Genomic DNA, 25,781 nt, shown 5'->3' with positions numbered 1-25,781 from the left:
TGGATAGGCGGCCAGCGTACGTTGTCGAACAGAGTCGCGCGGGGCAAGCGCTTATTGTTATGTTCAGGACAAACCGACACGCCCGATTTTAAGGAGATAACATGACGCAATTCGCACAAGACCAACTCGACGCCATCAAGGCGAAAATCAAGCATGTGGAATTTGGCATGCTCACGACGAGCAACGTCGCCGGGCGGCTGACCAGCCGGCCGATGACGCAGCAGCAGATCGACGGCCAAGGGCAGATCTGGTTCTTTACCTCGGACAAGTCGCCGTTCACCCACGAACTGCAGGCCAATCCGCAGGTGAACGTCAGTTTCAGCGACATTAAGGAAAGCCTGTACGTATCGGTGTCGGGCCACGCCGAATTGCTGAAAGACCGGGCAAAAGCCGAGGAAATGTGGAATCCCATCGTCAAAGCCTGGTTTCCGGAAGGATTGGATGACCCGCATCTGGCCTTGATCAAGGTCAGCATCGAAACGGCCGAATACTGGGATTCCCATTTGAGCAAAATGGCCCAGTTGTACGCGATGGCGAAGGCCGCGGTGACCGGCGAGCGGCCGCAGGGGATGGGCGAACACGCCAAGATCGACGTCAACGCGCCGCGCTAAGGCGACTGGAGGGAATATACGGGCCGCGGTCGCCTGGCAAAAAAGCAACCGCGAAAAGCCGGGGTCAGACAGGTCCGACCCCGGAGTTAGGCCCTAGCTTCAGGAACCTGGCTGAAGCCCTTACTCAACCTTTTCCGGGCCGCCTTGCTGCTGCTCTTCCGCGCTCTGGCGGTTGCGGGCGCGGTCGGCGCGCCGCACTTCGCCGAGGATGAATTGCTCGTCGCCAATGTCGAAACCTTCGTCAAAGTCGACCAGCACGAAATTCGGGTCCTCTCGTTCGGCGCGCTGCTGGGCGCCGGAGGACGATCCTTGTTGGCTTTCTTGGCTATTACCTTGGCTGTTACCTTGGTTAGATGAGTTCATGACACTCTCCTTGATGGTCTCGATACGCACAATGGAAGCGAAGCAAAAGCTTGCCTGAACTCATATTAGTCCACGCCTTCCCTTCCTGTATAGGACTAAAACGGCCACGATCGCAAGATTTATCCTACGCAAGTGCAAGCGGGAAACGAATGTTTCTCGCTTGCACCTTAGGCCCCGCAAGTCCCGCCTGCGGTCTTCAAGGAGAGCACATTCGGCTACTGGGCTCAGCGCGAACCCGAGCCGCCGGACGAGCCACCCTTCTGACCTTGGCGGCTGCCGCTTTCGCTATCCTTGCTTTGACGGCTGCCGCTTTCGCTGTCCTTGCTTTGACGGCTAGCGCTTGCGCCGCCGCCCTTTTCCTCCTGATCCTGATCCTGATCCTGATCCTGATCCTGGTCGGCGCGCGCCGTGTCGCGCGAACCGCTACCGCTGGCCGCGCTTTGGCGGCTGCCGTCGTTCTTGTGGCTTTGGCTGCCTGCCCGGCGCGCCTCTTCCGAGGTGAACTCATGAGCGGTACCCTTCTCATGGGCGGCGCGCCCGCCTTCGCTGGCGATCTCCCGTTGCAGCTCGGGGTCCATCGACGCGAAACCGCGCTTGCTGGTGTCGCTTTGCTTGCTGTCGCCGCTCTTGTCTTGTTTGCTGCCTTGTTTATTATCGTTGCTGGATGTGGCCATGATTATCTCCATTTGTAACGGATTGAGATCGCCCAATCATCTTGGCGTCCCGCTAAGGGAAAGTTCATGGTAGTGCGCGCGCCTGCGTTCCAAAATAGGAGAAAAACACGCGCGCCTGTAGGACCAGTCTTGCACCCCGTTGACCTGTCTCAACCCCGCCCGGGCAGCGCTAGCACCGCCTCGCCGGCGACCAGGAACAACCGCTCGCCGGGCGCTGGCGCGACCGCGAAGCCGCCGGTGAACGCGCCGAACGACGGCAACACCGCGCGCGCCGCGCCGACCAGAAAACACGGCAAGCGCAGCGCGTCGCGGCCCGCCGCCAGCCGGAACACCGGGTGCACGTGCCCGGCCAGCACGTAGCCGGGCGCCGCCAGGTCGGGATGGTGGCACAGCGAAAACGGCCCGAGCTGCCACGGTTCGTCGACCATTTCGATGCCCAGCAGGGCCGACGGATCGCCGGCGTGCCGGTCGTGGTTGCCGCGCACCAGCGTCAGCGCCAGCGTTCGATGGCGCCCGCGCCAGGCCAGCATGGCCGCCAGCGTGGCCGGCGCGTGGGCGGCGCGGGCGTGCAGGAAGTCGCCCAGGAAGACAATCCGTTCCACCGGGTGCAGGGCGAGCAGTTCGTCGAGCGCCGCCAGATTGGCCGAGGTGGTGCCGCTCGGCACCGGCACGCCCTGCGCGCGGAAGGCGCTGGCCTTGCCGAAATGGATGTCGGCGACGAGCAGCGTCTTGCGGCGCGGCCAGTACAGCGCCTTCTGCGGCAATAACAGCACGGACTCGCCGGCCAGGCTGAGCGCGTACGCCGTCATGCGGCGGCCTTCTCCAGCTCGCGCAGCAGGCGGCCGATGCGGTCGGCGAGTTTTTCGGTTGTCAGTTTTTCACGGAAACGCTCGACCATCAGGCCAAAGCCGAACGGCGTGGCGCGCTTGGTTGGCTTGAAGGCGATGCGGCGCCCCTGCAACTCCAACAGGGTGGCGCGCAGGCGCGTCAGCTCCAGCTCCTGCTCCAGCACTTCGCGCTGGGCCTGCGTGAGCAGCAGATTGCCGGCGTCGTGCTTGCGAAACACCTCGAAGAACAGCGACGACGACGCCTGCAACTGGCGCGCGCTCTTCGGCTGCCCCGGATAGCCTTGGAACACCAGCCCGGCGATGCGGGCGATTTCGCGAAAGCGCCGCTGCGACAGCTCGGTCGCGTTCAGGCTGGCCAGCACGTCCTCCAGCAGGGCGTCGGCGCTGAACAGGGCCGCGCCGCCATCGGCGCCCTGGAACAGCGCCGCCACGTCCAGCGATTCCGGCCCCAGCAGCTCGAAACCGTAATCGTTGACGGCAATCGAAAACGTCGCCGCTTGCAGCCGGCCGATGCGGTAGGCCAACAGCGCGGCCAGCCCGATGTGCACGGCGCGCCCGGCGAACGGGAACAGGAACAGATGCCGGCCCTCGCGGCTGGCCAGGCTTTCGACTAGCAGCGTGTCGGCCGACGGCAGCGCCGACCAGCGCTGCTGGATCTCCAGCAGCGGCTTCAGGGCCTGCATTTCCGGGCCGTCGTAGCGGCCCAGCGCGGCTAGGCGCAACTGTTCCAGCGCCGCGTGCGCCAGCTCCGACGACAGCGGCATCTTGCCGCCCTGCCAGCGCGGCACCGCCCCCTTGCTGCCGCTGGCGCGCTTCACATACGCGGTCATTTCATGGACCCGCACAAACTCCAGGATGCGCCCGCCGAACAGGAAATGGTCGCCCTGCTTGAGGCGCGAGATAAAGGCTTCCTCGACGCTGCCGATTTTGCCGCCGCGCATGAACTTGACCTGGATCGACGCCTCCGAGACGATGGTGCCGATGCCCATCCGGTGGCGCCGGCCCAGCGCCGCGTCCGGCACCCGGTAGACGCCGTCGGCGTCGGCCAGCACGCGCCGGTATTCCGGGTACACGGTCAGGCTCTGGCCGCCGCGCGCGACGAAGTCCAGCGCCCACTGCCATTCCCGCGGCGTCAGCGCGCGGTACGACCAGGCCGTGCGCACCTCGTCGTACAGCGCGTCGGGGCGAAAACCGCCGCCCAGCGCGACCGTGACCAGATGCTGCACCAGCACGTCGAGCGGCTTGTCCGGCGCCGGCCGCGGCTCGACCCGGCGCTCGGCCACCGCCTGTTTCGCGCCGGCCGCCTCCAGCAGCTCCAGGCTGTGGGTCGGCACCAGCGTCAGGCGCGACACGCGTCCGGGCGCGTGGCCGCTGCGCCCGGCGCGCTGCAACAGCCGGCCGATGCCCTTGGCGCTGCCGATCTGCAGCACCCGTTCGACCGGCAGGAAGTCGACGCCCAGGTCCAGGCTGGAGGTACACACCACCGCCTTCAAGCGGCCGTCCTTGACACCCTTCTCGACCCAGTCGCGCACCGCCTTGTCGAGCGAGCCGTGGTGCAGCGCGATCACCCCGGCCCAGTCCGGCCGCGCCGCCAGCAGGTTCTGATACCACAGCTCGGCCTGCGAGCGGGTGTTGGTAAACACCAGCGTGGCCTGGTGGCGCTCGATCTCGGCCACCACCGGCTGCAGCATGTCCAGGCCCAAATGGCCGCTCCACGGAAAGCGCGACGGCTGCGGCGGGATCAGCGTGTCGACCAGGATCTGTTTGCCGATATCGCCCTCCAACAGCAGGCCGCCGGCGTCGGCGCCGCCCAACAACACGGCCTGGGCCTGGGCGACGTCGCCGATGGTCGCCGACAGGCCCCAGGTCAGCAGCGCCGGATTCCAGCGCCGCAAGCGCGCCAGCGCCAGCTGCGCCTGCACGCCGCGTTTGCTGCCCATCAGCTCGTGCCACTCGTCGAGCACCACCATGTCGAGCATGCCGAACCGGGCTTCGGCGTCCGGTTTGCTCAGCAGCAAGGTCAGGCTTTCCGGCGTCGTCACCAGCACCTCGGGTAGCGTCTTGGCCTGGCGCGCGCGCTGCGCCGCGCTGGTGTCGCCGGTGCGCGCGTCGATGCGCCAGCCGGGCGCCAGCGCCGCGCCGGACTCTTGCAAGGCGCGCAGGGTGTCGGCGGCCAGCGCCCGCATCGGCGTAATCCACACCACCCGCAGGCCGCGCTTCGCGGCCTTGCCGCCGGCGTCGGCGCGCGCGCCGCGCAACAGCGCGGCAAACCACACCGCGTAGGTTTTGCCGGCGCCGGTGCTGGCGTGCAGCAGCCCGGAGCGGCCGGCCAGCGCCGCCCGCCACAGCGCGCGCTGGAAAGGGAACACCCGCCAGCCGCGTTCGTCGAACCACTGGTCGATGCGCCGCGCCAGCGTCATGGAGGCGCCGCCAGCAGGCCCTTGAGCGCGTCCAGCGTGTCGGCGTCGTCGACGCTTTTGTCGTCGCGCCGGCGCAGGATGCGCGGAAAGCGCACCGCGATGCCGGCCTTGTGCCGGCTCGACGCGGCGATGCCCTCGAAGCCGATCTCGAACACCATGCTCGGCTTGACGCTGCGCACCGGGCCGAACTTCTCGATCGTCGTCTTGCGGATCACGTTGTCGACCTGGGCGATTTCGGCGTCGGTGAGGCCGGAATACGCCTTGGCGAACGGCACCAGCTTGCGCCCGCCCGCCCCGGCGTGGCCGGGGTCCGGATCGGCGTCCCAGACGGCGAAGGTGTAGTCGGTGTACAGCGAGGCGCGGCGGCCATGGCCGCTTTGCGCGTAGATCAGCACCGCGTCGATGGTGTAGGGGTCGATCTTCCACTTCCACCAGGTGCCGACGTCCTTGGTGCGGCCCACGCCGTAGGCGCCGTCCCGCGCCTTGAGCATCATGCCCTCGACGCCGCGGGCGCGCGATTCGCCGCGGATCGCCGCCAACTCTTGCCACTGCGCCGCGACGATCAGCGGCGACAGGCGCAACTGCGGCGCGGCCACCCGCGCCACCAGCGTTTCCAGCAGCGCGCGGCGCTCGCGCTGCGGCAACGCGCGCAGGTCGAGGCCGTCCAATTCCAGCAGGTCGTAGGCGACCAGCGCCGCCGGCAGCTCGGCCAGCAGCTTGGCCGACAGGCTCTTGCGGCCGATACGCTTTTGCAGCTCGCTAAACGGCGCCGGCGCCTCGCCGGCGTGCCATATCAGGATCTCGCCGTCGACGACGCAGCCGTCCGGCAGGGGCAGCGCGGCCAGCTCGGGGAAGCGTTCGGTGATCAAGTCCTCGCCGCGCGACCAGAGCCAGCTTTGGCCCTCGCGGCGCACCAGTTGGGCGCGCATGCCGTCGTATTTCCACTCGACCTGCCAGCGCCCCGGTTCGCCCAGCGCCTCCGGCTCGCCCTGCAACTGGTGCGCCAGGAAAAACGGATACGGCTGGCCGCCGCGCAGCGCGTGCTCCTGCTCGGAGCGGGCGCCGATCAATTGCAGGAAACCGTGCGCGGTCGGGCTGACGGCGCCGTCGGTCCAACCCATCAGGCGCTGCGCGATCAACTTGCTATCGACGGCGGCGATGGCGCTCAGCGCGCGCGTCACCAGCAGCTTCGAGACGCCGACGCGAAAGCCGCCGCCGATCAGCTTCACCAGCAGGAAACGCTCGCGCGCGTCCAGCTCGTCCCAATACTGGAATAGCGCCGCGCGGATGGTTTCCGGGGCGGCGCCGCGCAACGGCGCGATGCGCCCCTCGATCCACTCGGCCAGGCCGACGTCGCTGTGGCGGCTGGGCGCCGGCAAAATGTGCGCGATGGTTTCGGCCAGGTCGCCGACGGCGTCGTAGCATTCGTCGAACAGCCAGTCGTCCAGCTTGGCGTAGGCGGTCGCGTACGCGCGCAGCAGCCTGCTCGGCACGGCCTGGCGCGGTTTGCCGCCGGCCAGGAAATACACGGCCCAGGCCGCGTTCTCCGGCGCCGCGCTGCTGAAATAGGCTTGCAAGGCGTCGAGCTTGCGCTTGGTGGCTGTGGTTTCGTCGAGCTCGGCGTACAGGCGGGCGAATTCACGCATCGGCGGCTCCGTCGGGCGGCGCCGCGGTTGCGGCGGCCGGGCCGGCGTCGGCCACCTCGGCCGCCTCGGCCGCCTCGTCGTCGCCGTACTCGGTGTCGAAGGCGCCGGCCTGCCAACCCTTCTGGCGCAGCCAGCGCACCATCGTTGGAATCGAGCCGTGCGTGACGATGACGCGCTGCGCCCCGCTCGCTTCGATGGCTTGCATCAGGCCCGGCCAGTCGGCGTGGTCCGACAGCACGAAGCCGCGGTCGACGCCGCGCCGCCGGCGCGCGCCGCGCAGCAGCATCCAGCCGCTGGCGAAGGCGTCGCTGTAGTCGCCGAAGCGCTTGATCCACGGCGAGCCCGCGGCCGACGGCGGCGCGATGACGATGGCCCGCTTCAGCGCGGCGCGGTCGGCCAGCTCGTGCACCATGCGCGTCGGCGGCAGGCGCACGCCGCAGTCGCGGTAGACCTGGGTCAGCGCCTGCGCGGCGCCGTGGCAGACGATGGGGCCGATGTCGGCGTCGAGGCCGCTCAGGATGCGCTGCGCCTTGCCGAAGGCGTAGCAGAACAGCACGCTGGCGCGGCCCTCGGCGGCGTTCTTGCGCCACCAGTCGTTGATGTCGTCGTAGACTTCGCGCTGCGGCTGCCAGCGGTAAATCGGCAAGCCGAACGTCGATTCGGTGATGAAGGTGTCGCAACGCACCGGCTCGAAGCCGGCGCAGGTGGCGTCGGCCTCGATCTTGTAGTCGCCCGAGGCGACCCACACTTCGCCGCGGTGTTCGATGCGCACCTGCGCCGAGCCGAGCACGTGGCCGGCCGGGTGCAGCGATATCGTCACGTCCTTGTGTCGCAGCGGCACGCCGTATTCCAGGCCGTCGATATGGATAGGACCCAGGCGCGCGCGCAGCACCGGCACGCCGGCGGCCGCGCTGAGGTAATGGCCGTGGCCAACGCGGGCGTGGTCGGCGTGGGCGTGCGTGATCACCGCCCGCTCAACCGGACGCCACGGGTCGATGTAAAACTGCCCCGCCTCGCAATACAGGCCCTGCGGCCGCACCACCACCAAATCCGCCATGCCGCCGCTCCAATGTCAGTCACGATGGTTGATTCTAGTTAAAAGCATGGCTGGCGACTGTCAACTGGCGCACACAAAACCACCGGCGCACCGCCGGGGGCGGACCTGAAGGCGCGCCCCGGCTCGTTGCCGCCGGTGTGGCGTCGGCGCCGCCGGCGCGCTATCCGACGGCGTGCTGGTCACGCCGGCGTGACAAACTCGGCCATGAAGGTCTTGGTGGTGCGTTCGGGAAATTCGATGGTGACCATGTCGCCGGCCACCGACAGCACCGTGCCGATGTCGAATTTCGGCACCTTGACCTGGCTGCCGACGGTGATCGCCGGGACGGGCGCCGGGGCCGGCGGGGCGGCGGCGTCGTCGACATGAACGGCGTCGCTGAGCGCTTCCATCACGGCGGGCGGCGCCAGGCAATTGTCGCAGTGGCAGCAGCGCTCGAAGTCGGCCTTGTCGCCGAAATAGTCGAGCAGCAGCTTCCAGCGGCAAAAACCGCTTTGCGCGTAGCCCACCACCTGTTCCAGCGCGGCGCGGTCGCGCTCCTGCTTGTCGACGTAGACCTGGGCCAGTTGCTCGAACACGCCGGCCGCCGGCGCGCCCGGCTTGGGCAGATACGCCAGCCGGCGGTTCTGGCGCAGCAGGCGGCCGTCCTTGAGCAGCTTCAGGCATACCCGCAGCCGGCCCTCGGCGACGCCGTCGACCTTGGCCTTCAATTCGTCGAACGTGAAGCTGGAGCGGCCCGCCGCCAGCTCCCTGGCGGCGTCGAACAGCTGGCGCAGCTCCTGCTCCGTCGGGTAGTGTTTGGCCAGGAAAAACTGCTGCACCCGCTTGTCGTCCTGGAAGTACAGCAGCGTGCACTCGGCCGGCAAGCCGTCGCGCCCGGCCCGGCCCGATTCCTGGTAATACGCCTCCAGGTTGGCCGGCACCTGCAGGTGGATGACGAAGCGGGTGTCGCTCTTGTCGATGCCCATGCCGAAGGCGTTGGTGGCCACCATGACGCGCCGCTCGCCGGCCATGAACAGGTTCTGGTTGTCCTCGCGCTCGCGCGCCGCCAGCCTGCCGTGGTAAAGCGCGACGCTTTCGCCGGCCTCGCGCAGCATGTCGTGCAGTTGCTCGGCCGCCTTCACCGTGGCGGCGTAGACGATGCCGACGCCGGCGCTGTCGCGCACCAGGCGCAGCGCCTCGGCGTTCTTGTCGTCGGCGTTGGTGCATTGGATCACGCGGTAGCGCAAATTGGCGCGGTAGATGCCGGTGTTGACGACGTGCATCGCCGGCGCCCCCAGTTGCGCGGCGATGTCGGCGCTGACGTCCTCGGTGGCCGTGGCCGTCAGCGCCAGGATGGTCGGCCGGCCCAGCGCCTGGATCGCCGCCGCCATCTCCAGATAGGCCGGGCGGAAGTCGTGGCCCCATTGCGAGATGCAGTGGGCCTCGTCGATCACCACCAGCCCCACCGGGGTGTGCTCGAACAAGGCCAGGAAGTCCGGCGTACCCAGCCGCTCCGGCGTGCAAAAGACGATCTCGCTGACCCTGGCGCGGATGCGCTCGATGGCGTCGCGCTCCTCGCCGCGCGTCAGGCTGCTGTTGACCTGGGCCGCGCTGATGCCGACCTCCTGCAATTTGTCGAGCTGGTCCTTCATCAGCGAGATCAGTGGCGAGACGACGATGGTGGCGCCGCCGAGGATCGAGGCGGGGATTTGGTAGCACAGCGACTTGCCGCTGCCGGTCGGCATGATGGCCAGCGTGTCCCGGCCTTCGAGCACGCTGTCGATGACGTGCTGCTGGCCGTCGCGCAGGCGCTCGACGCCGAACACGGTGCGCAGCAAACGGTCGACTTGTTTGCGCCGCGCCGCCGGGCGCCGCTGCGCGCCGGCCGACGCGGCGCCATTTTCCTGCTGGCTCGCCATGGCTTGCTCCAATGTAAAGGCGGCGCCCGCGCGCCGTGCCCGCACCAACTTTACGGTTGCGAGCGTTGCCGCGCTATAGGACGACGGCTACGCCGGGCGTAGGAGGGGGCGACGGCGCCGCGGCCGGTTTGGCGCGGCGCAAGGCGGCGACGCTTGCCTTCCACCCAAGGCAAGGCGCCGGGCCGACGCCAGTGGTGTGAACGCCTGCCACGCCGACGCCCTTACTCGGCGCCGGCGTATTCCAGCGCCGCCTTCAACTCCATCAAGTCATACGGCTTGCGCAGTATCCGCGCTTCGAAGCCGATCCCCTCCAGCGTTTCCTTGCCATAGCCGGTGGAGAAGATAACGCGGATGCCGGGCTTGTCGCGCAGCACCAGCCGGGCCAGTTCGATGCCCGACATGCCCGGCAGGCTGACGTCGGAAAACAGGATGTCGAAGTCGTGCTCGCGCACCAGCTCCCAGGCGCGCTCGCCGTCGGAGACGCCGCTGACGGTGTGTCCGAGCATGCCCACCAGCTCGCACACCATCTGCTGCGAGTCCAGGTTATCCTCCACCACCAGGATTTTCAGCGAAGTCGGCGCCGCGCCCGGCTGCGCCGCCAGCGCGTTGTTGGTCAGGTTCAGGCTCGTCCCCCCCGGTATCGATTGCCGCGCGCGCTCCTGGTTCTGCTGGCGCCGGCCGGCCAGCACCTGGCGCAGCTTGCGCGCCAGTTCGTCGCGGCGGTACGGCTTGCTCAGCAATTCAACGCCGGCGTCGAGCCGGCCGCCGTGCACGATGGCGTCTTGCGGATACCCCGACGTAAACAGCACCGCGATGTCCGGCAACAACTCCTGCGCCCGCCGCGCCAGGTCGGGGCTGCGCACCGGCCCCGGCATGATCACGTCGGTAAACAACAAATCGACCTGCGCGCCGCCGTGCAGCGTCGCCAGCGCGCTTTCGCCGTCCTCGGCCTTGAGCACCGTGTAACCGAGTTCACCCAGCATGTCGACGACGGTGGCGCGCACGCCGACGTCGTCCTCGACCACGAGGATGGTTTCACTGCCGCCGGCGACCTCGTCGCCGAAGCCTTCGTGGTGCCGCTGCGCCTCCTGCAAACAGCGCGGCAAATAGATTTTGACAACGGTGCCGCGGCCCGGTTCACTTTCAATGCGGATGTGGCCGTGGCTTTGCGTGACGAAGCCGTAGGCCATCGACAGGCCCAGGCCGGTGCCCACGCCCTCGGCCTTGGTGGTGAAAAAGGGCTCGAAGGCGCGTTGCAGCACGTCGCCGGACATGCCGCAGCCGCTGTCGCGCACGCTCAGCAGCACGTACTGGCCGGGTTGCACGCCGGCCAGCTTGCGCGCGTAGCGCCCGTCGATGACGGCGTTGCCCAGCTCGATGTCCAGGCGGCCGGCGCCGTCCATCGCGTCGCGCGCGTTGATGGCCAGGTTGAGGATCACGTTCTCCAACTGGCTCGGGTCGACCAGCGTGTTCCACAGGCCGCCGCCGACCACGCTGCTGATCTCGACCGCCTCGCCCAGCGCGCGCCGCAGCAGCGCGTCCATATCGCGCAGCAAGCGGCCCAGGTCGGCCACCACCGGCTGCAGCGGCTGGCGCCGGGCGAACGCCAGCAGGTGCGAGGACAGCTTGGCGCCGCGCTCGACGGCGGCGATCGCCGTCTCCAGGCGCTGGCGCGTGGCGCTGTCCTGCGGCGCCTGCTGGTACAGCAGGTGCAGATTGCCCGAGATAATCTGCAGCACGTTGTTGAAGTCGTGGGCGATGCCGCCGGTCAGCTGGCCGACCGCCTCCATTTTCTGCGCCTGCAGCAGCGCCTCCTCGGCCTTGGCGCGCTCGGCCACCTCGCGCGCGACGCGCTGCTCGAGCGTCTCGTTCAACTCGTGCAGCGCCTGCTCGGCGCGGCGCCGCTCGGTGATGTCGGTCTGCACCGCGATCAGCGCCTGCGCCCGGCCGCTCTCGTCGACCAGGCGGGCAAAGTTCGACGCCACCCAGACCTGGGCGCCGTCCGGCTTCAGGTAGCGTTTCTCCAGCGTGAACGGGGCGCCGGTGTCGACCAGGCGGCGCCGCAGCGCGGCGTTGCCGGCGACGTCGTCCGGATGCATGATGTCGTCCATGTTCGACGCCAATAGCTGCTCGGCGCCGCGCCCGAGCATCGCGCACAGCGCGCCGTTGACGCGGCGGAAATTGCCGTCCAGGTCCAGCTCGGCCAGGCCGACCGAGGCTTGGCCGAAAATCGCCGCCAGCCGGTCCTGGCTGGCGTGCAGCGCCTCCTCCGTCAGCTTGCGCCCGGTGACGTCGAACGACACCCCGACGTAGCGCCGCGGGCCGGCGCCGGCCACCACCTCGCCCTGGCGGGCGATCCAGCGCAACTGGCCGTTGTCGGGCCGGCGGATGCGGTACTCGACGTAGGCCAGCGGATTGCCCTCGAGCCCGAGTTGCATGCGCGCCGGGCCGATCTTGTCGCGGTCCTGCGGCTCGACCAGCGCCGCCAGCGCCGCCGCGTCGACCGGCCGCTCGTCGGCCAGGCCCCAGATGCGCCGGAACGAGGCCGACACCAGCACCTCGCCGGTGTCGGGGAACCATTCGAAGCTGCCGACCCCGCCGGCCTGCTGGGCGATGCGCCAGCGCTCCTCGTTTTCCCGCGTCTCGGTGACGTCGACGCCCTCGACCAGGATGCCCGAGACGGCGCCGGCGCCGTCCTTGATCGGCTGGTAGACGAAGTCGACGTAGCGCGTCCGCGCCGGGCCGCCGTCCGGCGGCAGCAGTTCGACCTCGACCTGGCGGCCCTGGTACGGCTGGCCGCTGCGGTAGGCGGCGTCGAGCAGCTCGATAAAGCCCTGCGCGCGCACCTCGGGCAGGGCCTCGGCGAGCGGGCGGCCGATCAGCGCGCGGTGCCCGGTCAGGCGCTGGTAGGGCCGGTTGGCCAGCTCGAACACGTGCCGCGGGCCGCGCAGCACCGCCATGAAACCGGGCGCCTGCTCGAACAGCGCGCGCAGCAGGCCGCGCTCCTCGTCGAGCCGGACGTTGGCCTCGCGCGCGGCGCGGCCCTCGGCCGCCAGCGTGCGGTTCACCACGCCCAGCTCCTCGCTGGCGCGGCGCAGGCTGCGCTCCTGGCGCAGCCTGCCGGTGATTTCCACCACCGTGCACAGCACCCCGGCCACCGCGCCGGACTCGTCGCGCACCGGCGTGTAGAACAGGTCGAACCAGACCTGCTCGGGGGCGCCGTGGCGCAGCAGCACCATCGGGTTTTCGCGGTGCGCCCGGGCCTCGCCGCGCAGGCCGGCCTCGAGGACGGCGCGGTTCCAGTCCCAGATTTCCGGCCACACCTCGGGCACGCTGCCGCCCAGCGCGGCCGGGTGCTTGGCGCCGGCGATGGCGGCGTAGTCGTCGTTGTAGACCATCACGTGGCGCGGCCCCCACATCAACACCATGGCGATCGGCGAATTGAGCACGATGTCGACGCTGGTGCGCAGGCTGGCCGGCCAGTCGGCGATGGCGCCCAGCGCGGTGCCCGACCAGTCCAGGGCGCGCACCAGCTCGCCGGTGGCGCCGCCGCCGCGCGGCAGGTAGCCGGCCGTCATGCGCAACCGTCCAACTGGTGCTGCCGGTCCTGCGGCGCCGGGCCGTGGCGCGGCATGGTGACGGTGAAGACGGTGCCGTCGCGCTCGTCGGAGGCGACCGCCACCGCGCCGCCGTGGGCCTGCACGAACATGCGCACCGCGTACAACCCCAGGCCCAGGCCTTGGGCGCTCTTGCGGCTTTCGCTGCCCTGCTGGAACGGCTCGAAAATATGCGGCAGCAGTTGCGGCGCGATGGCGCCGCGGTTGCGCACGCTGACCCTGACGGCGTCGGCGGCGCCGCCGTCTACGCCCAAATGCACCGTTTCGCCGCCGTCGCCGTGGTTCAGCGCGTTGCTCAGCAGGTTCGACAGCACCTGCGAGAAAATGCCGACGTCGACCACGCCGCAGGTGTCGCCGCTGGACGCGATGGCGATGCGCGCCGCTTGCCCGGGGCCGGCGAATTCGTCGGCGATGGCGCCGCAGATGCGCGCGTAGTCGTCGCGCGCCGGACGCAGTTGCAGCGCGCCGGAGCGGGTGCGCGCCAGGTCGAGCAACTGGTCGACCATCTGCGCCATGCGCTTGGCGCTGCTCTGGATGCGCTGCGCCGTCATGACCACCTTCGGCTGCTCGCTCATCAAGGGCAGCAGCATGGCGCCGTTCATCACCACCGACAGCGGGGTGCGCAAGTCGTGCCCCAGCACGGCGGTAAACATTTCATTGAGGCGCAGCGCGTGCTTGAGCTCCTCGAGCTGGCTCGACAGCTGTTTTTTTTGCTGGTGCAGCTCGACGAAGACCTTGACCTTGCTGACCAGGGCCTTGGCGTCGACCGGTTTGAACAGAAAGTCGACGGCGCCCGCTTCGTAGCCGCGGAAGCTGTAGCTGGGCTCGCGCGTGGCGGCGGTGAGGAAAATCAGCGGAATGGCGCGGGTGCGCTCGCTGCCGCGGATCAGCTCGGCCAGTTCGAAGCCGTCCATCTGCGGCATCTGCACGTCGATCAGCGCCAGCGCGACCTCGTGCACCAGCAGCAGTTCCAGCGCGGCGGCGCCGGAGGCCGCCTTCAGGATGGTCATGCCGGGACGCGCCAGCAGCGCCTCGGCGGCGACCAGGTTTTGTTCGATGTCGTCGACGACGAGGATGGAGATGGTCGGGGTCACGGTCGTCTTTTAGCGCGCGCCGGCGCCGGTTGTATTATTGGTTGGGCTGCCCAGGCGGGCCGGGCCCGCCGCGATCTGTTCGATGCCGGGCGCGGCGTCGATCGACGGGCGCGAGAAGTTGACGGCCTGGTCCCGCGACAGCGCGACGCTGCGCTCGGACTCGAACAGCACATGATAATCGGGCGCGGCGAAATACGCGGTTCCGTTGGCAAGCGCTTGCTTGTCCTCGACTTCGCGCGGCGGCAGTGCGTCCATGTCAGATCCGCTGGTAGATTTTGGCGGCCGGCGCGACTTCGCGGAAGGCCCCGGCGTGCTCGCCGAAGCGCAGGCTCTCGCGCATGCCCAGGCCGAGGAAGCCGCGCTTGACCAGGGCCTCGTGGAACAGGCCGGTGGCGCGACCTTGCAGGGCGCGGTTGAAGTAGATCATCACGTTGCGGCACGACACCAGGTGCACCTCCGAAAACACGCTGTCGGTGGCCAGGCTGTGGTCGGCGAAGACGAATTGCTTGCGCAGCCGGCGCTCGAAGACGGCGCCCTTGTAGGCCGCCGTGTAATAGTCCGACAGCGAGCCGCGCCCGCCGGCCAGGCGGTAGTTGTCGCTGAAGCGGGCGATGCGCTCGATCGGGTAGATGCCGGACTCGGCGACGGCGAGCGCGTCGACGTTGATGTCGGTGGCGTAAATCATGCTGCGCTCGAGCAGGCCCTCCTCCTGCAGCAGGATCGCCAGCGACCAGGCTTCCTCGCCGCTGCTGCAGCCGGCCACCCAGATCTTGATCGACGGATAGGTCCGCAGCACCGGCACGACCTGCTCGCGCAGCGCGCGGAAATACGCCGGGTCGCGGAACATCTCGCTGACCTGCACGGTAAAGTATTGCAGCATCTGGGCGAACACGGCCGGCTCGTGCAGTACGCGGTCCTGCAGCTGCGACACCGTCTGGCAGGAAAACCGCGTCATCGCCTGGCGGACGCGCCGGCGCAGGGACGCGACCGAGTAATCGCGGAAGTCGTGCTGATACTTCAGCAATATCCCCTCCAGCAATAATTTCAGCTCGATGTCGAACACCTTGTCCACCGCCACTCCCGCTCCATCCATGTACGGACAGATGCTACCAGCTTTCGTATTGTCTTTCGCACACGATAGAAGCGCAAAGCGCGCCGGCCGGCGCGCCCGCTCAGGCGTCGAGGCCCTTCATGCCCTCCTCGGTGTAGCGGGCGCCGGCCGCCATGCCCAGCGGCAACGCGGCGCCGATGCGCGCCAGCTCGGCCCGGTCCAGGCGCACCTGCAGCGCGCCGAGGTTCTCGCGCAGGTAGCCGAGCCGTTTGGTGCCGGGAATCGGCACGATGTCGTCGCCCTGCGCCAGCAGCCAGGCCAGCGCCAGTTGCGCCGGGCTGCAACCCTGTTCCAGCGCGATCGCCTTGACGGTGTCGGCGATGGCCTGGTTGCGGACGCCGTTTTCGCCCGAAAAGCGCGGCAGTTGGCCGCGGAAATCCGCCGCCGCGCCGGGCGCCGCCACGCCCGTCAGGAAGCCGCGGCCCAGCGGGCTGTACGGCACGAAGGCGGCGCCGACCTCGCGGCAGGCTTGCAGCACGCCCTGCTCCGGCTCGCGCGTCCACAGCGAATACTCGCTCTGCACCGCGGCGATCGGGTGGATCGCCGCGGCGCGCCGCAGCGTCGCCGGCGAGACCTCGCTCAGGCCGATGGCCCGCACCTTGCCCTCGCGCACCAGCCGCGCCAGCGCGCCCAGCGACTCCTCCAGCGGCGTCTCCAGGTTCAGCCGGTGCAGATAATACAGGTCGATGGCCTCGACGCCGAGGCGCTTGAGCGAGGCTTCGCAGGCGCTGCGCAGGTAGGCCGGCGAATTGTCGACGCGGCGCTGGTAGGCGCCGGCCGCCCGCACCAGCCCGGCCTTGGTGGCGACGACGGCCCGGCCGCGGCGCCCCTTCAGGAAGCGCCCGAGCAATTCCTCGTTGGCGCCGAAGCCGTAGGTGTCGGCCGTGTCGAACAGCGTCACGCCGGCGTCGTGCGCCGCCGCCAGCGTTTCCAGCGACTGCGCCTCGTCGGTCGCGCCGTAAAACTCGGACATGCCCATGCAGCCCAACCCCAGCGCCGACACGGCGATGCCGCTGTTACCCAGTATGCGTTGTTGCATGAAGTGTTCCTTTCAATGAAGTCGAAACGCCAGTCTAGGCGCCGCGCCCGGCTTGTGGAATGCGCCATTTCGTGATACCTATAAGGTATGAGAAAACTCGACACCAATGGATTGCAGATGTTCGTCGCCGTGGCGCTGTGCCTGAACTTCCGCCAGGCCGCGCAGCAATTGCACATGACCCAGCCGCCGCTGTCGCGCGCCATCAAGGCGCTGGAACAGCGCCTTGGCGTGCGCCTGTTCGAGCGCGACACCCAGGGCGTGGCGCTGACCGAGGCGGCGCGCCAGCTGCTGCCGCAGGCGCGGCAGATCCTGGCGCTGCTGGAGCGGGCCGAACGTTCGATACTGCGCGACCCGGCGCCGGCCGGCCTGCGGCTCGGGTTGACCAGTTCGGTCGAAGCGGGCATGTTCGGTCCGCTGCGCGCGGCGCTGGCGGCGGCGCTGGGCCACAGCGCGCTGGAATTGACGTTCGCGCCGTCGCCGCGGCTGGTGGCGGCGCTGCGCGCCGGCCGCCTGGACGCGGCCATCGTCGCGCTGCCGAGCCAAACCTTCGAGCTGGCACTGCAGCCGCTGGGGGCGCAGCCTATCGTCGTCGCGCTGCACAGCGGGCACCGGCTGGCGCGCCGGCGCACGCTGGCGCTGGCCGACCTGGGCGGCGAAGCGGTGTACTGGTTCGAGCGGGCGCGCCAGCCGGCCTTCTTCGACCACTGCCACGCGGTGTTCGCCCGCCACGGCTTCGCCCCGAGCTTCCTGCGCGAGCCGCTCGACCACCACGTGCTGCTCGGCGACGTCGCCAGCGGCAAGGGCGTGGCGCTGCTGGCCGAGTCGTTCAAGGCGCTGCGCCTGGACGGCGTGTGCTACCGCAGCCTGGCCGAGGGCGGCGAACTGGCGCTCGGCGTCGGCCTGGCCACGCCGGCCGACGCGCACCCGGCCACGCCGCTGCTGCGGGCGCTGGCGCGCGAACACCTGGGCCCGCCGGCGTGAGGCCGCCGGGGCTGGCACCTTGAACGCCGCGCCCTTCTTTCCCCAACTGACCGCCCTTATTTTTTGGAATACCCGATGCAAGTACCTCAAAAAAGAACCTGGCTCCTCCAAGCGTTTGTCATCGTCCCGGTATGGTTTGGCTTGTCCGCCTGCACTTCGGCGGCAATGGATGCCCCAAGCGGCAATGCGGTCTATCCCGGCAAGTCGTGGCAAACCATCCCGACGACTAGCCTGGATGCAAAATGCAGTAAAGAGTTGGACGCAACTCGCAGCTATTTAACAACGCAGGCCACGACCGCACTCGTCGCGGTACAAGATGGCCGCACCCTGTTCAGTTATGGCGCGGTCGATTCCACCAAGCACCATATCGCATCGGCGCGAAAAAGCGTACTCGCCATGATGTTTGGCAAGTATGTCGAGAACGGCAACGTCGATTTGGACAAAACCATGGCCGATATCGGTATCGACGACGTCGGCGGCCTACTACCGATTGAACGGCAAGCCCGCTTGCACGATTTGCTCAGCGCACGTTCTGGCGTGTATCACCCTGCCGCGAACGGCGGTGACAAGCTCGCCTTTGCACCGCCGCGCGGTTCACAAGTGCCGGGCGCATATTTTCTCTATAACAATTGGGATTTCAACGCGGCAGGCAGCGCATTTGAGATGCTGACGCAGAAAAATATATATCAGGCGTTTGCCGACGATTTGGCCGGACCGTTGCAGCTTGAAGACTTCAACCTGAAAAAACACAGGAGGGGGGGCGATCATAGCCGCTCCGAACACATGGCCTACACCTTTTACCTGTCGGCGAGGGATCTGGCGCGGCTGGGCTACCTGATGCTTGAGCACGGCCAGTGGCGCGGCAAGCAAATCATTCCCGCCGACTGGGTGGCGAAAATCAGCCGCAGCGTCACACCTTCGGCGGACATGCACCCGGCCAGCGAAACCAGGCACGGGCTCGGATATTCTTATCTCTGGTGGACGTTGGAAGAGCCGGAAGGGTCTGTCCTGCAAGGCGCCTACACGGCTAGAGGCCATTTCGGGCAATATCTACTGGTCGTGCCCAAACGCCACATGGTCATTGCGCATAAGCGTGAGGTACCGCCCGGCACCGCGCTGGATGCCGACCTGCGCTGGGTCCGTTGGAGCGACTTCCTGGTCGCCGCGAGGATGCTTGCGGCGGCGCCATGCGGGGGTGGCAAGGCGTAACCTTGCCACGCCGATCAAGGCTTACCGTCAAGCGGACGCCTTAACGGCGATGAACTCGCCCTTGCCGACCGGGACCAGGCAGCAGGTGAAGCCGGCGTCGGCGCCGATCGCCTCCACGAAGGCGGCCATTTCGGCGTAGTGCGAGGTGGCGTTGTCGACCACCAGCACGCCGCCGGCGCGCAGCACGCGCTCGAGCTGCGGTCACCAAGCCTGGTACTGGCTGCGCTCGGAATCGAGGAAGATGAAATCGTAGGAGCCGTCGGCGGCCTCGGCCAGCACCCGGCCGGCGTCGGCCAGCAGCGCCCGGATGCTCGCGCCCGACCCGGCGCGGGCGAAATTGGCCTGCGCCAGCGCGAATTTATGCGCCGCATACTCGACCGTGGTGACGCTGCCGCCGAGCGCGGCGGTGGCGCGCGCCAGCCACTGCGTCGAATAACCGTTCGCGGTGCCGATTTCCAGCAGGCGGCGGACGCCGCGGGCCTGCACCAGCACCGCCAGCAGTTCGCCGGTGTCGCGCGTGATGTTGAGCATTCTGCGCTCGCGTTGCGCGTGGCTGTGGTCGTTGTCTTCGCCAAACGCTTCCAGTTCGCGCAGCAGCGCGTTCAATGCGGTCATGTCCTCGCTCCGTGTCGACGTTGGATAAAATAGAGCGCGGAAATCCTGGTCGGCTTGAGTACCCGTAGAAAAAACCGGCACTTCCTGATACCCGCCAAGAGCACTACCAAGTGGACGGTACTCGAGGAAAGCGACGCTGACGCGCTGGTACGGATGAAGGTTTCGGCGGAAGCCCGCAAACTCGACCCCAGCCTGCCCAAGACTTGGCAAGCGCGCGCCATCAGAACCATTGATGCCAAGGGACGCGTTTCCACGCTGCTGACGTCGCTCAATGAGCGCCTGCTGTTCCCCGCGGCAGAACTGGTTGCATGCTACGCCCGGCGCTGGCACCTTGAAACGAGCTATCTGGAAATCAAGCAATCGATGATCGGGATGAAGCACACTTTGCGCAGCAGAACCAAGCAGGGGATCAACCAGGAGATTTGGGGCTTGCTTATCGCCTACAACTTGCTGCGCACAGAAATGGCAAAAGCCGCGCTGGAGGCCAATTGCGAACCGACGGACATTAGCTTCATCCGAGCATCCCATGGTTTCCAGTATGAGCCGCGCTGGCTAGCAATTACAAAGGCGCAAGGCAAAATGCCGGCGTTATTGCAACGCCTGCGGCAGCGTTTGGTCCTTCTGCATGACCCGCCACGGCCCGATCGAAAGTTCGCTCGCACTGTCAAGTCAAAACCACAGCGCTGTCCTTATAAGACAACAAAAGGAACCAGTACAACAGAGACAACCAAGACAACTAAATGGGCCAAGACAACCAAAGAAAATCCTTAACTGAACGGCATTAGCAGCGCCATCTCCATGTAGACGCAGCTGAGCGCGACGCCGCAGGGGTGGGCGTACTGCTCGTCGCGGATCGCCGTGAAGCCGGCCGCGCGGTAAAAGTCGACCGCGTTCAGCGACGCGTACAGGTACAGCCTGGCGATGCCGTCGGCGCAGGCCAGTTCGCACAGCGCTTGCAGCAGCGCCTTGCCGACGCCGCGCCCGCCGCAGTCGGGGTCGACGAAGACGGCGCAGACCTCGCCGCTGGCGCGGTCCAGGACCGCGTATCCCAGCAATCCTTGCTCCGACTCCGCCAGCACGGCGCCGCCGCCGTCGAGCAGGCCGGCGTAGCCGTCCGGCGGCGCGCAGGCCGACCAGAGTTCGACGACCCGCGGCGGATAGTGCGACGCGCAACCGCGCCGCAGCGCCGCCGAGCGCAGCGCCCACAAGGCGGCGATGTCGGCCGCGCCGCCGACCCTGAACGCTAGCGCGCCGCGCCGCGCCGCCGTCATGCGCCGGCCTTGACGGCGATGAACTCGCCCTTACCGACCGGAACCAGGCAGCTGGTGAAGCCGGCGTCGGCGCCGATCGCCTGCACGAAGGCGGCCATTTCGGCGTAGTGCGAGGTGGCGTTGTCGACCACCAGCACGCCGCCGGCGCACAGCACGCGTTCGAGCTGCGGCCACCAGGCCTGGTACTGGCTGCGCTCGGCGTCGAGGAAGATGAAATCGTAGGCGCCGTCGGCCGCCTCGGCCAGCACCCGGCCGGCGTCGGCCAGCAGCGGCCGGATGCTCCCGCCCAGCCCGGCGCGGGCGAAATTGGCCTGAGCCAGCGCGAATTTATGCGCCGCATACTCGACCGTGGTGACGCTGCCGCCGAGCGCGGCGGTGGCGCGCGCCAGCCACAGCGTCGAATAACCGTTCGAGGTGCCGATCTCCAGCAGGCGGCGGGCGCCGCGGGCCTGCACCAGCACCGCCAGCAGTTCGCCGGTGTCGCGCGTGATGTTGAGCATTCGCTGCTCGCGCTGCGCGTGGCTGTGGTCGTTGTCTTCGCCAAACGCTTCCAGTTCGCGCAGCAGCGCGTTCAATGCGGTCATGTCCTCGCCCCCGTTTCAACAGTAAACAAAATGGGTAGATGTTATTACAAATAGCAAGTAAATAACAAGATTTTGCGCGGCCGGCCTCAGTTGCCGACCGTTGCCACCAGCACCAGCGCGGTCTTGAAGTCGAGTCGCTCCATGGCGCCGTCGAGGGCGGCGCATTGCGCCGGCGCCAGTTGCCGGCGCAACGCCGGGCGCAGCGCGGCGTAGCCGTCGCAGGCATCCAGGTCTTGCCCGGCCAGCAGATTGCGCCAGTGTTCGATGCGCGCGCCGTCGAGCCCCGCGTCGGCGTCGGCGTCGGCGCCGGCCTGGGCGCCGGCGCCGTCCGCCGCCGCGCCCTGCGCCGCCAGCCAGGCCCGCGCCGCCGCCGCCGTGGCCGCCATTTCGCGCCCGGCGGCGTCGAACAGCGGCGCCACCCGCGCCGCGTCGGCGCCGCGCAACGCCGTCTCCAGCGCCTGCGCCGCCGCCGCGAAGCGCTGCGCGCCCAAGGTGCCGACCGAGCCGCGCAGGCCGTGCAGCAGGCGCGCCGCGTGTTCGCCGCGGCCCTCGCTCCAGGCGGCGCGGGCGGCGTCCATGTCGAGCGGGCCGCGGGTGCTCAGCGTGCCGATCAGCGCCAGCAGCGTGGCGCGCAGGGCCGGCTTGTCCTTGCTGTATTTCAGCAGCTGGCCCGGGTCGAACACGCCGCCGCGCTCGCGCGTGGCCGCCGCCGCCGCGGCCACCGCCTGCGCCGCGCCGGGGCGCAGCGCGCGCCCGGCCGGCAGGTGGCGGGCGATCGTCGCCAACATCTGCTCGACGTCGATCGGCTTGGCGATGAAGTCGTTCATGCCCGAGGCCAGGCACTGTTCGCGCTCGGACAGCATGACGCCGGCCGTCATCGCCAGCACCGGCAAGGTCAGCCCCAGCTCGGCGCGGATGGCGGCGGTGGCGGCGAAGCCGTCCATCACCGGCATTTGCACGTCCATCAGCACCAGGTCGTAGCGCTGGGCGTCGGCGCGCAGCCGCGCCAGCGCCTTGGCGCCGTCGTCGAGCGTGTCGACGCTGGCGCCGGCCTGCTCGAGCATGGCGCGCGCCACCACCTGGTTGAGCGGGTTGTCCTCGACCAGCAGCAGGCGGGCGCCGTCGATGCGGTGGCGCGGCGCGAACGGCGCGCCGCGCTCGGCGCGCGGCGCCAGCGCCTGGTGCAGCGTGTCGAACAGGCTCGACGCCGTGACCGGCTTGAGCAGGATGGCGTCGGCCTCGGCGACGCCGTCTTCGCGCATCAGCTTGCCGCGGCCGAAGGCGCTGACCATCACCAGCACCGGCATCGCCGCCTGCGGCGCCAGCTGGCGCAGCGCGCGCATGGTTTCGAGCCCGTCCATGCCGGCCATCTGCCAGTCGGCCAGCACGGCGTCGTAGCGCTCGCCGGCGGCGTGGCGCGCCAGCACCTGCTCGATCGCCGCGGCGCCGCTGGCGGCGCTGTCGGCCTGCCAGCGCCAGCCGCGGATGGTCTTGCACAGGTAATCGCGGCTGGTCAGGTTGTCGTCGACCACCAGCAGGCGCAGCGGCGCGGCCGGTTGCGGCGCCGGCGCCGGCGCCGCTCCCAGCGGCAGCGTCACGCAAAATTCGCAGCCGGCGCCCAGCGCGCTGCGCACCTCGATGTCGCCGCCCATCAGGTCGACCAGGCGGCGGCAGATCGCCAGCCCCAGGCCGGTGCCGCCGAAGCGCCGCGTGGTCGAGGCGTCGGCCTGCGAAAAGGCCGAGAACAGCCGGCCCTGCTGCTCGGCGTCCATGCCGATGCCGCTGTCGCGCACGCGAAAGCGCAGCAGCGCCGTGGCGGCGTCGCGCCGCACCAGTTCGACCAGCACCGACACTTCGCCGTCCTCGGTGAATTTGATGGCGTTGCCGACCAGGTTGATGAGTACCTGCTGCAGCCGCAGCGCGTCGCCGACCAGCAGTTGCGGCACGTCCGGCTCGACGCCGATGGCCAGTTCGAGGTCCTTTTCGCCGCCGTTCACGGCCATGATGGTCGCCAACGCGTTGAGCACCTCGCCGAGCTGGAACGGCGCCGGCGCCAGCTCCATGCGGCCGGCCTCGATTTTTGAAAAGTCGAGGATGTCGTTGAGTACGCTCAGCAGCGACTGCCCCGAGACGCGGATCATGTCGAGGTATTTGCGCTGCTCGTCCGACAGCGCGCTGCCGCCCAGCAGGTGGGCCATGCCCAGCACCGCGTTCAGCGGCGTGCGGATCTCGTGGCTCATGTTGGCCACGAACTCGCTCTTGGCGCGGCTGGCCGCCTCGGCCAACTCCTTGGCCGCCAGCAGCGACGCCCGCAGCTGCTTCGGTCCGGTGATGTCCTTGGCCACGCCGAGGAAGCCGCTGATGGCGCCGTCGGCGTCGAGGATCGGCGTCACCACCAGGCTCACCGGCAGCAGCGAGCCGTCCTTGCGCACGTAAGTCCATTCGCGCGACTCGGCCTGGCCCAGCCGCGGCAGCTCGACCAGCACGGCGGCGCCCTGCACGTCGCGGCCGAGCTGCGCGCTCAGCTCGGCGCCGCGGGCGGCCACCTCGGCCGCCAGGTGCAGCAGCACGGTGCTGTGGCGGCCGACCATCTCGTCGGCGCGGTAGCCCAGCATGCGCTCGGCGCCGCTGCTGAAGACGCGGATGGTGCCGGCCGGGTCGCTGGCGACGATGGAAAACTCGCTGGCGGCGTCGACCAGCGACTCGAACTTGCGCTCGGACTGCTTGAGCGCCGCCGTCATGTCGCGCGCCAGCGCCACCGCGTATTCGCGGCGCGCCGACAAGGCCCGCACGACGCCGAAGAACAGCAGGCTGATGACGGTGCCGGCGATCAGCACGATCTGCGACTTTTGCCGGTCGACGCCGTCCTCGAAGGCGGCCAGCGAGGTCACCCGCATGGTCCAGGCGTGGTCGGCCAGCTCGATCACCTGTTGCGACACGAACGGGTTCGGATAGCCGCGCCGCTCCTGCTCCGAGCGGCGCGCGCTGGCGTACATGCGCCCGGCCTCGGCGGCGACGCTGCCGTCGAAGATCTCCAGGCTGACGCTGTGGCCGGCCTGGGCCAGGATGCCGCGCATCAAATCGTCCATGCGGAAGGCGCTGTAGACGTAGCCCTGCAGCGCCTGGCGGCGCTGCGCCACGCCGGCCAGCGGCATGCCGCGGCGGTACACCGGCAGGTACATCAGGAAGCCGGCCTGCGCCTTGGCGCCGGCTTCCTGCACCAGCGTCACCTTGCCCGACAGCGCCGCGTCGCCCCAGTCGCGGGCGCGGGCCATCGCCGCGTGGCGCACCGGCTCGGCGAACATGTCGTAGCCGAAGGCGCGCCAGTTGCCGGCCGACTCCGGCTCGAACAGGGTGATCGCGGTGTAGCCGGCGCGCTCGCCTTCCGGCCACAGGCGGAACCGCGGAAAACCCTGGGCGCGCACGACCCGCTCGAAGCCGTCCCTGGCCGCCGGCGCCAGCGCCTCGGCGTAGCCGACCACCTGCAGGCCGGGGAAGTTGCGGTCGACCGCCAGCGTGGCGACGAAGTCGCGCCATTCGGCGCGCTCGACCCGGCCGGAGGCCTTGAACAGCGCCTGGGTGCTGCGCAGCCCCAGCTCGTAGGTTTGCATGCGCTCGTTGATGCGCTGCTCGATATTGCCGACCAGCGTGGCGAAGCGCTCGTGGGCGCGGCGCTCGGTGGCGACGGCGATCAACTGCCAGATGAACACCGTCAGGCCGACCCCGACCAGCAGCGTCAGCCAGTGGCCGACGTTGCGCCGGCCGGCGCGCGCGCGCCGGTCCTGGCGGCCGCGCTCGCTCATGTCGGCGCACAGCACCAGGCCGATCAGGCTGCACAGCACGCTGAAGCTCTGGATCGCCACCAGCGCGTCGTTCAGGGTGCCGGCGGCGAACGGCCCGAGGCCGTGCACGGTGCCGGCCACCGCGGCGGCCGCCGCCAGCAGGCACACCAGGCTGGCGCCCCTCAGGCCGTGGCGGTGCGCGGCCCAGCCGATGCACGGGATCAGCAGGTAGGCCAGCCAGCGCAGCTCGCCGTCGGCGGCGAAGCGCTGGCCGAACACCAGCGCCAGCAACAGCAGCAGCACTTGCAACGAGGCCAGCACCTCCAGCGCCAGCGCGGCGTTCCAGCGGCGCCGGCGGTAGCCGCTCCATGCCAGCAGCGCCGGGCCGACGATGACGACGCCGGCGATGTCGCCCAGCCACCAGACGCTCATCACCTGCCACTGGGCGGCCGGCGCCACGACGCCGCCGGCGACCAGCGCGAGCGTGCCGACGCCGGCGCTGAGCAGGCACATCAACACGGCGATGACGCCGAACTTGTAGATGTTTTGCAGCTGGGTCAGCTGTTTGGCGGGGCCGGCAAAGCGCAGCAGCAGGTAGGCGCCCAGCAACGCCTCGAGGGTGTTGCCGCAGCCGATGGCGGCCGACACCAGCACCCCGCTCCAGCCCGGCGCGACGTGGTTGGCGCTGAACACCGCCAGGTTGGCGGCGAAGGCGCCGGCCAGGATGCCCGGCCACATGCGGTAGCCGAACAGGACCACCATGGCGAAGGCGATGCCGGACGGCGGCCAGACCGGCGTGGCGTTGCTGTCGGCGAAGGCGAGCAGCAGGCTCAGGCGCGCCGCGCCGAAATACGCCAGCGCGAACAGGGCCAGCGCGGCGCCCTCGCGCCAGCGCGCGCGCGGGCCGGGCCGCGGCGCGGCGGGCGGGGGCGGCGCGGGCGCGCTGGCGTTGGCCACGCTG

At 69.2% G+C, this 25,781-nt stretch carries 21 protein-coding genes; 4 read left to right on the top strand and 17 right to left on the bottom strand.

Annotated features, from left to right (window positions below):
* The first annotated feature begins 101 nt into the window (after nt 1–101).
* Nucleotides 102–611, top strand: coding sequence for a pyridoxamine 5'-phosphate oxidase family protein (locus tag JANGC3_RS0124345; RefSeq protein ID WP_017879108.1), 510 nt, complete (start codon nt 102–104; stop codon nt 609–611).
* A 120-nt stretch (nt 612–731) separates the two neighbouring features.
* On the opposite strand, the gene JANGC3_RS32995 is transcribed toward JANGC3_RS0124345, so the two are convergent.
* The 12 genes from JANGC3_RS32995 to JANGC3_RS0124285 all read right to left on the bottom strand — a co-directional run bounded on the left by JANGC3_RS32995 (nt 732) and on the right by JANGC3_RS0124285 (nt 16,378).
* Nucleotides 732–974 carry a hypothetical protein gene (locus tag JANGC3_RS32995; RefSeq protein WP_157406867.1) on the bottom strand — a complete coding sequence of 81 codons (243 nt, stop codon included), beginning with the start codon at nt 972–974 and terminating at the stop codon, nt 732–734.
* A 224-nt stretch (nt 975–1,198) separates the two neighbouring features.
* On the bottom strand, nt 1,199–1,648 hold the full coding sequence (locus tag JANGC3_RS31890) for a KGG domain-containing protein (RefSeq protein ID WP_085945330.1): 450 nt from the start codon (nt 1,646–1,648) through the stop codon (nt 1,199–1,201).
* 149 nt (nt 1,649–1,797) lie between these two features.
* Nucleotides 1,798–2,457, bottom strand: coding sequence for a ligase-associated DNA damage response endonuclease PdeM (pdeM, locus tag JANGC3_RS0124330; RefSeq protein ID WP_017879105.1), 660 nt, complete (start codon nt 2,455–2,457; stop codon nt 1,798–1,800).
* Nucleotides 2,454–4,916, bottom strand: coding sequence for a ligase-associated DNA damage response DEXH box helicase (locus JANGC3_RS0124325; protein ID WP_017879104.1), 2,463 nt, complete (start codon nt 4,914–4,916; stop codon nt 2,454–2,456). Before JANGC3_RS0124325 ends, pdeM begins: the two co-directional genes overlap by 4 nt.
* Nucleotides 4,913–6,562 carry an ATP-dependent DNA ligase gene (locus tag JANGC3_RS0124320; protein WP_017879103.1) on the bottom strand — a complete coding sequence of 550 codons (1,650 nt, stop codon included), beginning with the start codon at nt 6,560–6,562 and terminating at the stop codon, nt 4,913–4,915. Before JANGC3_RS0124320 ends, JANGC3_RS0124325 begins: the two co-directional genes overlap by 4 nt.
* The gene (locus JANGC3_RS0124315) at nt 6,555–7,619 is read right to left on the bottom strand and encodes a ligase-associated DNA damage response exonuclease (protein WP_017879102.1); all 1,065 of its coding nucleotides are present in this window, start codon (nt 7,617–7,619) and stop codon (nt 6,555–6,557) included. Before JANGC3_RS0124315 ends, JANGC3_RS0124320 begins: the two co-directional genes overlap by 8 nt.
* A gap of 179 nt (nt 7,620–7,798) precedes the next feature.
* The gene (locus JANGC3_RS0124310; RefSeq protein ID WP_017879101.1) at nt 7,799–9,517 is read right to left on the bottom strand and encodes a RecQ family ATP-dependent DNA helicase; all 1,719 of its coding nucleotides are present in this window, start codon (nt 9,515–9,517) and stop codon (nt 7,799–7,801) included.
* 221 nt (nt 9,518–9,738) lie between these two features.
* Nucleotides 9,739–13,095: a hybrid sensor histidine kinase/response regulator gene (locus JANGC3_RS0124305; RefSeq protein WP_017879100.1), complete on the bottom strand. Its 3,357-nt coding sequence runs from the start codon at nt 13,093–13,095 to the stop codon at nt 9,739–9,741.
* Complete coding sequence (locus tag JANGC3_RS30030) at nt 13,092–14,228, bottom strand: hybrid sensor histidine kinase/response regulator (RefSeq protein ID WP_017879099.1); 1,137 nt, start codon at nt 14,226–14,228, stop codon at nt 13,092–13,094. Before JANGC3_RS30030 ends, JANGC3_RS0124305 begins: the two co-directional genes overlap by 4 nt.
* Before the next feature lie 9 nt (nt 14,229–14,237).
* Nucleotides 14,238–14,483, bottom strand: coding sequence for a chemotaxis protein CheB (locus tag JANGC3_RS30975; RefSeq protein WP_017879098.1), 246 nt, complete (start codon nt 14,481–14,483; stop codon nt 14,238–14,240).
* Nucleotide 14,484: 1 nt separating this feature from the next.
* Complete coding sequence (locus tag JANGC3_RS0124290) at nt 14,485–15,321, bottom strand: CheR family methyltransferase (protein ID WP_026133450.1); 837 nt, start codon at nt 15,319–15,321, stop codon at nt 14,485–14,487.
* A 79-nt stretch (nt 15,322–15,400) separates the two neighbouring features.
* Complete coding sequence (locus JANGC3_RS0124285) at nt 15,401–16,378, bottom strand: aldo/keto reductase (RefSeq protein ID WP_017879096.1); 978 nt, start codon at nt 16,376–16,378, stop codon at nt 15,401–15,403.
* Nucleotides 16,379–16,465: 87 nt separating this feature from the next.
* Between JANGC3_RS0124285 and JANGC3_RS0124280 the strand changes: the two genes are divergently transcribed.
* Complete coding sequence (locus JANGC3_RS0124280; protein ID WP_035787930.1) at nt 16,466–17,359, top strand: LysR family transcriptional regulator; 894 nt, start codon at nt 16,466–16,468, stop codon at nt 17,357–17,359.
* Between the two features lie 75 nt (nt 17,360–17,434).
* Nucleotides 17,435–18,568, top strand: coding sequence for a serine hydrolase domain-containing protein (locus JANGC3_RS30020; protein ID WP_017879094.1), 1,134 nt, complete (start codon nt 17,435–17,437; stop codon nt 18,566–18,568).
* A gap of 27 nt (nt 18,569–18,595) precedes the next feature.
* Here the strand turns inward: JANGC3_RS30020 and JANGC3_RS33960 are convergent, their stop codons facing one another.
* Entirely contained in the window at nt 18,596–18,754 is a 159-nt protein-coding gene (locus JANGC3_RS33960; RefSeq protein ID WP_017879093.1) for a hypothetical protein, read from the bottom strand.
* A 15-nt stretch (nt 18,755–18,769) separates the two neighbouring features.
* Nucleotides 18,770–19,183 carry an O-methyltransferase gene (locus JANGC3_RS30015; protein ID WP_017879092.1) on the bottom strand — a complete coding sequence of 138 codons (414 nt, stop codon included), beginning with the start codon at nt 19,181–19,183 and terminating at the stop codon, nt 18,770–18,772.
* 54 nt (nt 19,184–19,237) lie between these two features.
* Between JANGC3_RS30015 and JANGC3_RS30010 the strand changes: the two genes are divergently transcribed.
* Nucleotides 19,238–19,954 (top strand): transposase, encoded by a 717-nt coding sequence (locus JANGC3_RS30010; RefSeq protein WP_017879091.1) that lies wholly within the window; start codon nt 19,238–19,240, stop codon nt 19,952–19,954.
* On the opposite strand, the gene JANGC3_RS0124260 is transcribed toward JANGC3_RS30010, so the two are convergent.
* The 3 genes from JANGC3_RS0124260 to JANGC3_RS0124250 all read right to left on the bottom strand — a co-directional run bounded on the left by JANGC3_RS0124260 (nt 19,951) and on the right by JANGC3_RS0124250 (nt 25,777).
* Nucleotides 19,951–20,454 (bottom strand): GNAT family N-acetyltransferase, encoded by a 504-nt coding sequence (locus JANGC3_RS0124260; protein ID WP_017879090.1) that lies wholly within the window; start codon nt 20,452–20,454, stop codon nt 19,951–19,953. The two genes, JANGC3_RS30010 and JANGC3_RS0124260, sit on opposite strands and share 4 nt — an antisense overlap.
* The gene (locus JANGC3_RS0124255) at nt 20,451–21,038 is read right to left on the bottom strand and encodes an O-methyltransferase (RefSeq protein WP_017879089.1); all 588 of its coding nucleotides are present in this window, start codon (nt 21,036–21,038) and stop codon (nt 20,451–20,453) included. Before JANGC3_RS0124255 ends, JANGC3_RS0124260 begins: the two co-directional genes overlap by 4 nt.
* 86 nt (nt 21,039–21,124) lie before the next feature.
* Entirely contained in the window at nt 21,125–25,777 is a 4,653-nt protein-coding gene (locus JANGC3_RS0124250) for a CHASE domain-containing protein (RefSeq protein WP_017879088.1), read from the bottom strand.
* Nucleotides 25,778–25,781 lie beyond the last annotated feature (4 nt).

Origin of the sequence: Janthinobacterium sp. CG3 (assembly GCF_000344615.1) — a bacterium.
Lineage (GTDB): Bacteria > Pseudomonadota > Gammaproteobacteria > Burkholderiales > Burkholderiaceae_D > Janthinobacterium.
Note: the sequence above shows the minus strand (reverse complement) of the source record. Positions and strands in the feature narration are given on the sequence as shown.

What these genes read in the sequence shown, in the direction of transcription:
- JANGC3_RS0124345 (WP_017879108.1), top strand. Translation starts at nt 102, where the DNA reads ATGACGCAATTCGCACAAGACCAACTCGACGCCATCAAGGCGAAAATC.
- JANGC3_RS32995 (WP_157406867.1), bottom strand. Translation starts at nt 974, where the DNA reads ATGAACTCATCTAACCAAGGTAACAGCCAAGGTAATAGCCAAGAAAGC.
- JANGC3_RS31890 (WP_085945330.1), bottom strand. Translation starts at nt 1,648, where the DNA reads ATGGCCACATCCAGCAACGATAATAAACAAGGCAGCAAACAAGACAAG.
- pdeM (WP_017879105.1), bottom strand. Translation starts at nt 2,457, where the DNA reads ATGACGGCGTACGCGCTCAGCCTGGCCGGCGAGTCCGTGCTGTTATTG.
- JANGC3_RS0124325 (WP_017879104.1), bottom strand. Translation starts at nt 4,916, where the DNA reads ATGACGCTGGCGCGGCGCATCGACCAGTGGTTCGACGAACGCGGCTGG.
- JANGC3_RS0124320 (WP_017879103.1), bottom strand. Translation starts at nt 6,562, where the DNA reads ATGCGTGAATTCGCCCGCCTGTACGCCGAGCTCGACGAAACCACAGCC.
- JANGC3_RS0124315 (WP_017879102.1), bottom strand. Translation starts at nt 7,619, where the DNA reads ATGGCGGATTTGGTGGTGGTGCGGCCGCAGGGCCTGTATTGCGAGGCG.
- JANGC3_RS0124310 (WP_017879101.1), bottom strand. Translation starts at nt 9,517, where the DNA reads ATGGCGAGCCAGCAGGAAAATGGCGCCGCGTCGGCCGGCGCGCAGCGG.
- JANGC3_RS0124305 (WP_017879100.1), bottom strand. Translation starts at nt 13,095, where the DNA reads ATGACGGCCGGCTACCTGCCGCGCGGCGGCGGCGCCACCGGCGAGCTG.
- JANGC3_RS30975 (WP_017879098.1), bottom strand. Translation starts at nt 14,483, where the DNA reads ATGGACGCACTGCCGCCGCGCGAAGTCGAGGACAAGCAAGCGCTTGCC.
- JANGC3_RS0124290 (WP_026133450.1), bottom strand. Translation starts at nt 15,321, where the DNA reads ATGGATGGAGCGGGAGTGGCGGTGGACAAGGTGTTCGACATCGAGCTG.
- JANGC3_RS0124285 (WP_017879096.1), bottom strand. Translation starts at nt 16,378, where the DNA reads ATGCAACAACGCATACTGGGTAACAGCGGCATCGCCGTGTCGGCGCTG.
- JANGC3_RS0124280 (WP_035787930.1), top strand. Translation starts at nt 16,466, where the DNA reads ATGAGAAAACTCGACACCAATGGATTGCAGATGTTCGTCGCCGTGGCG.
- JANGC3_RS30020 (WP_017879094.1), top strand. Translation starts at nt 17,435, where the DNA reads ATGCAAGTACCTCAAAAAAGAACCTGGCTCCTCCAAGCGTTTGTCATC.
- JANGC3_RS30015 (WP_017879092.1), bottom strand. Translation starts at nt 19,183, where the DNA reads ATGACCGCATTGAACGCGCTGCTGCGCGAACTGGAAGCGTTTGGCGAA.
- JANGC3_RS0124260 (WP_017879090.1), bottom strand. Translation starts at nt 20,454, where the DNA reads ATGACGGCGGCGCGGCGCGGCGCGCTAGCGTTCAGGGTCGGCGGCGCG.
- JANGC3_RS0124255 (WP_017879089.1), bottom strand. Translation starts at nt 21,038, where the DNA reads ATGACCGCATTGAACGCGCTGCTGCGCGAACTGGAAGCGTTTGGCGAA.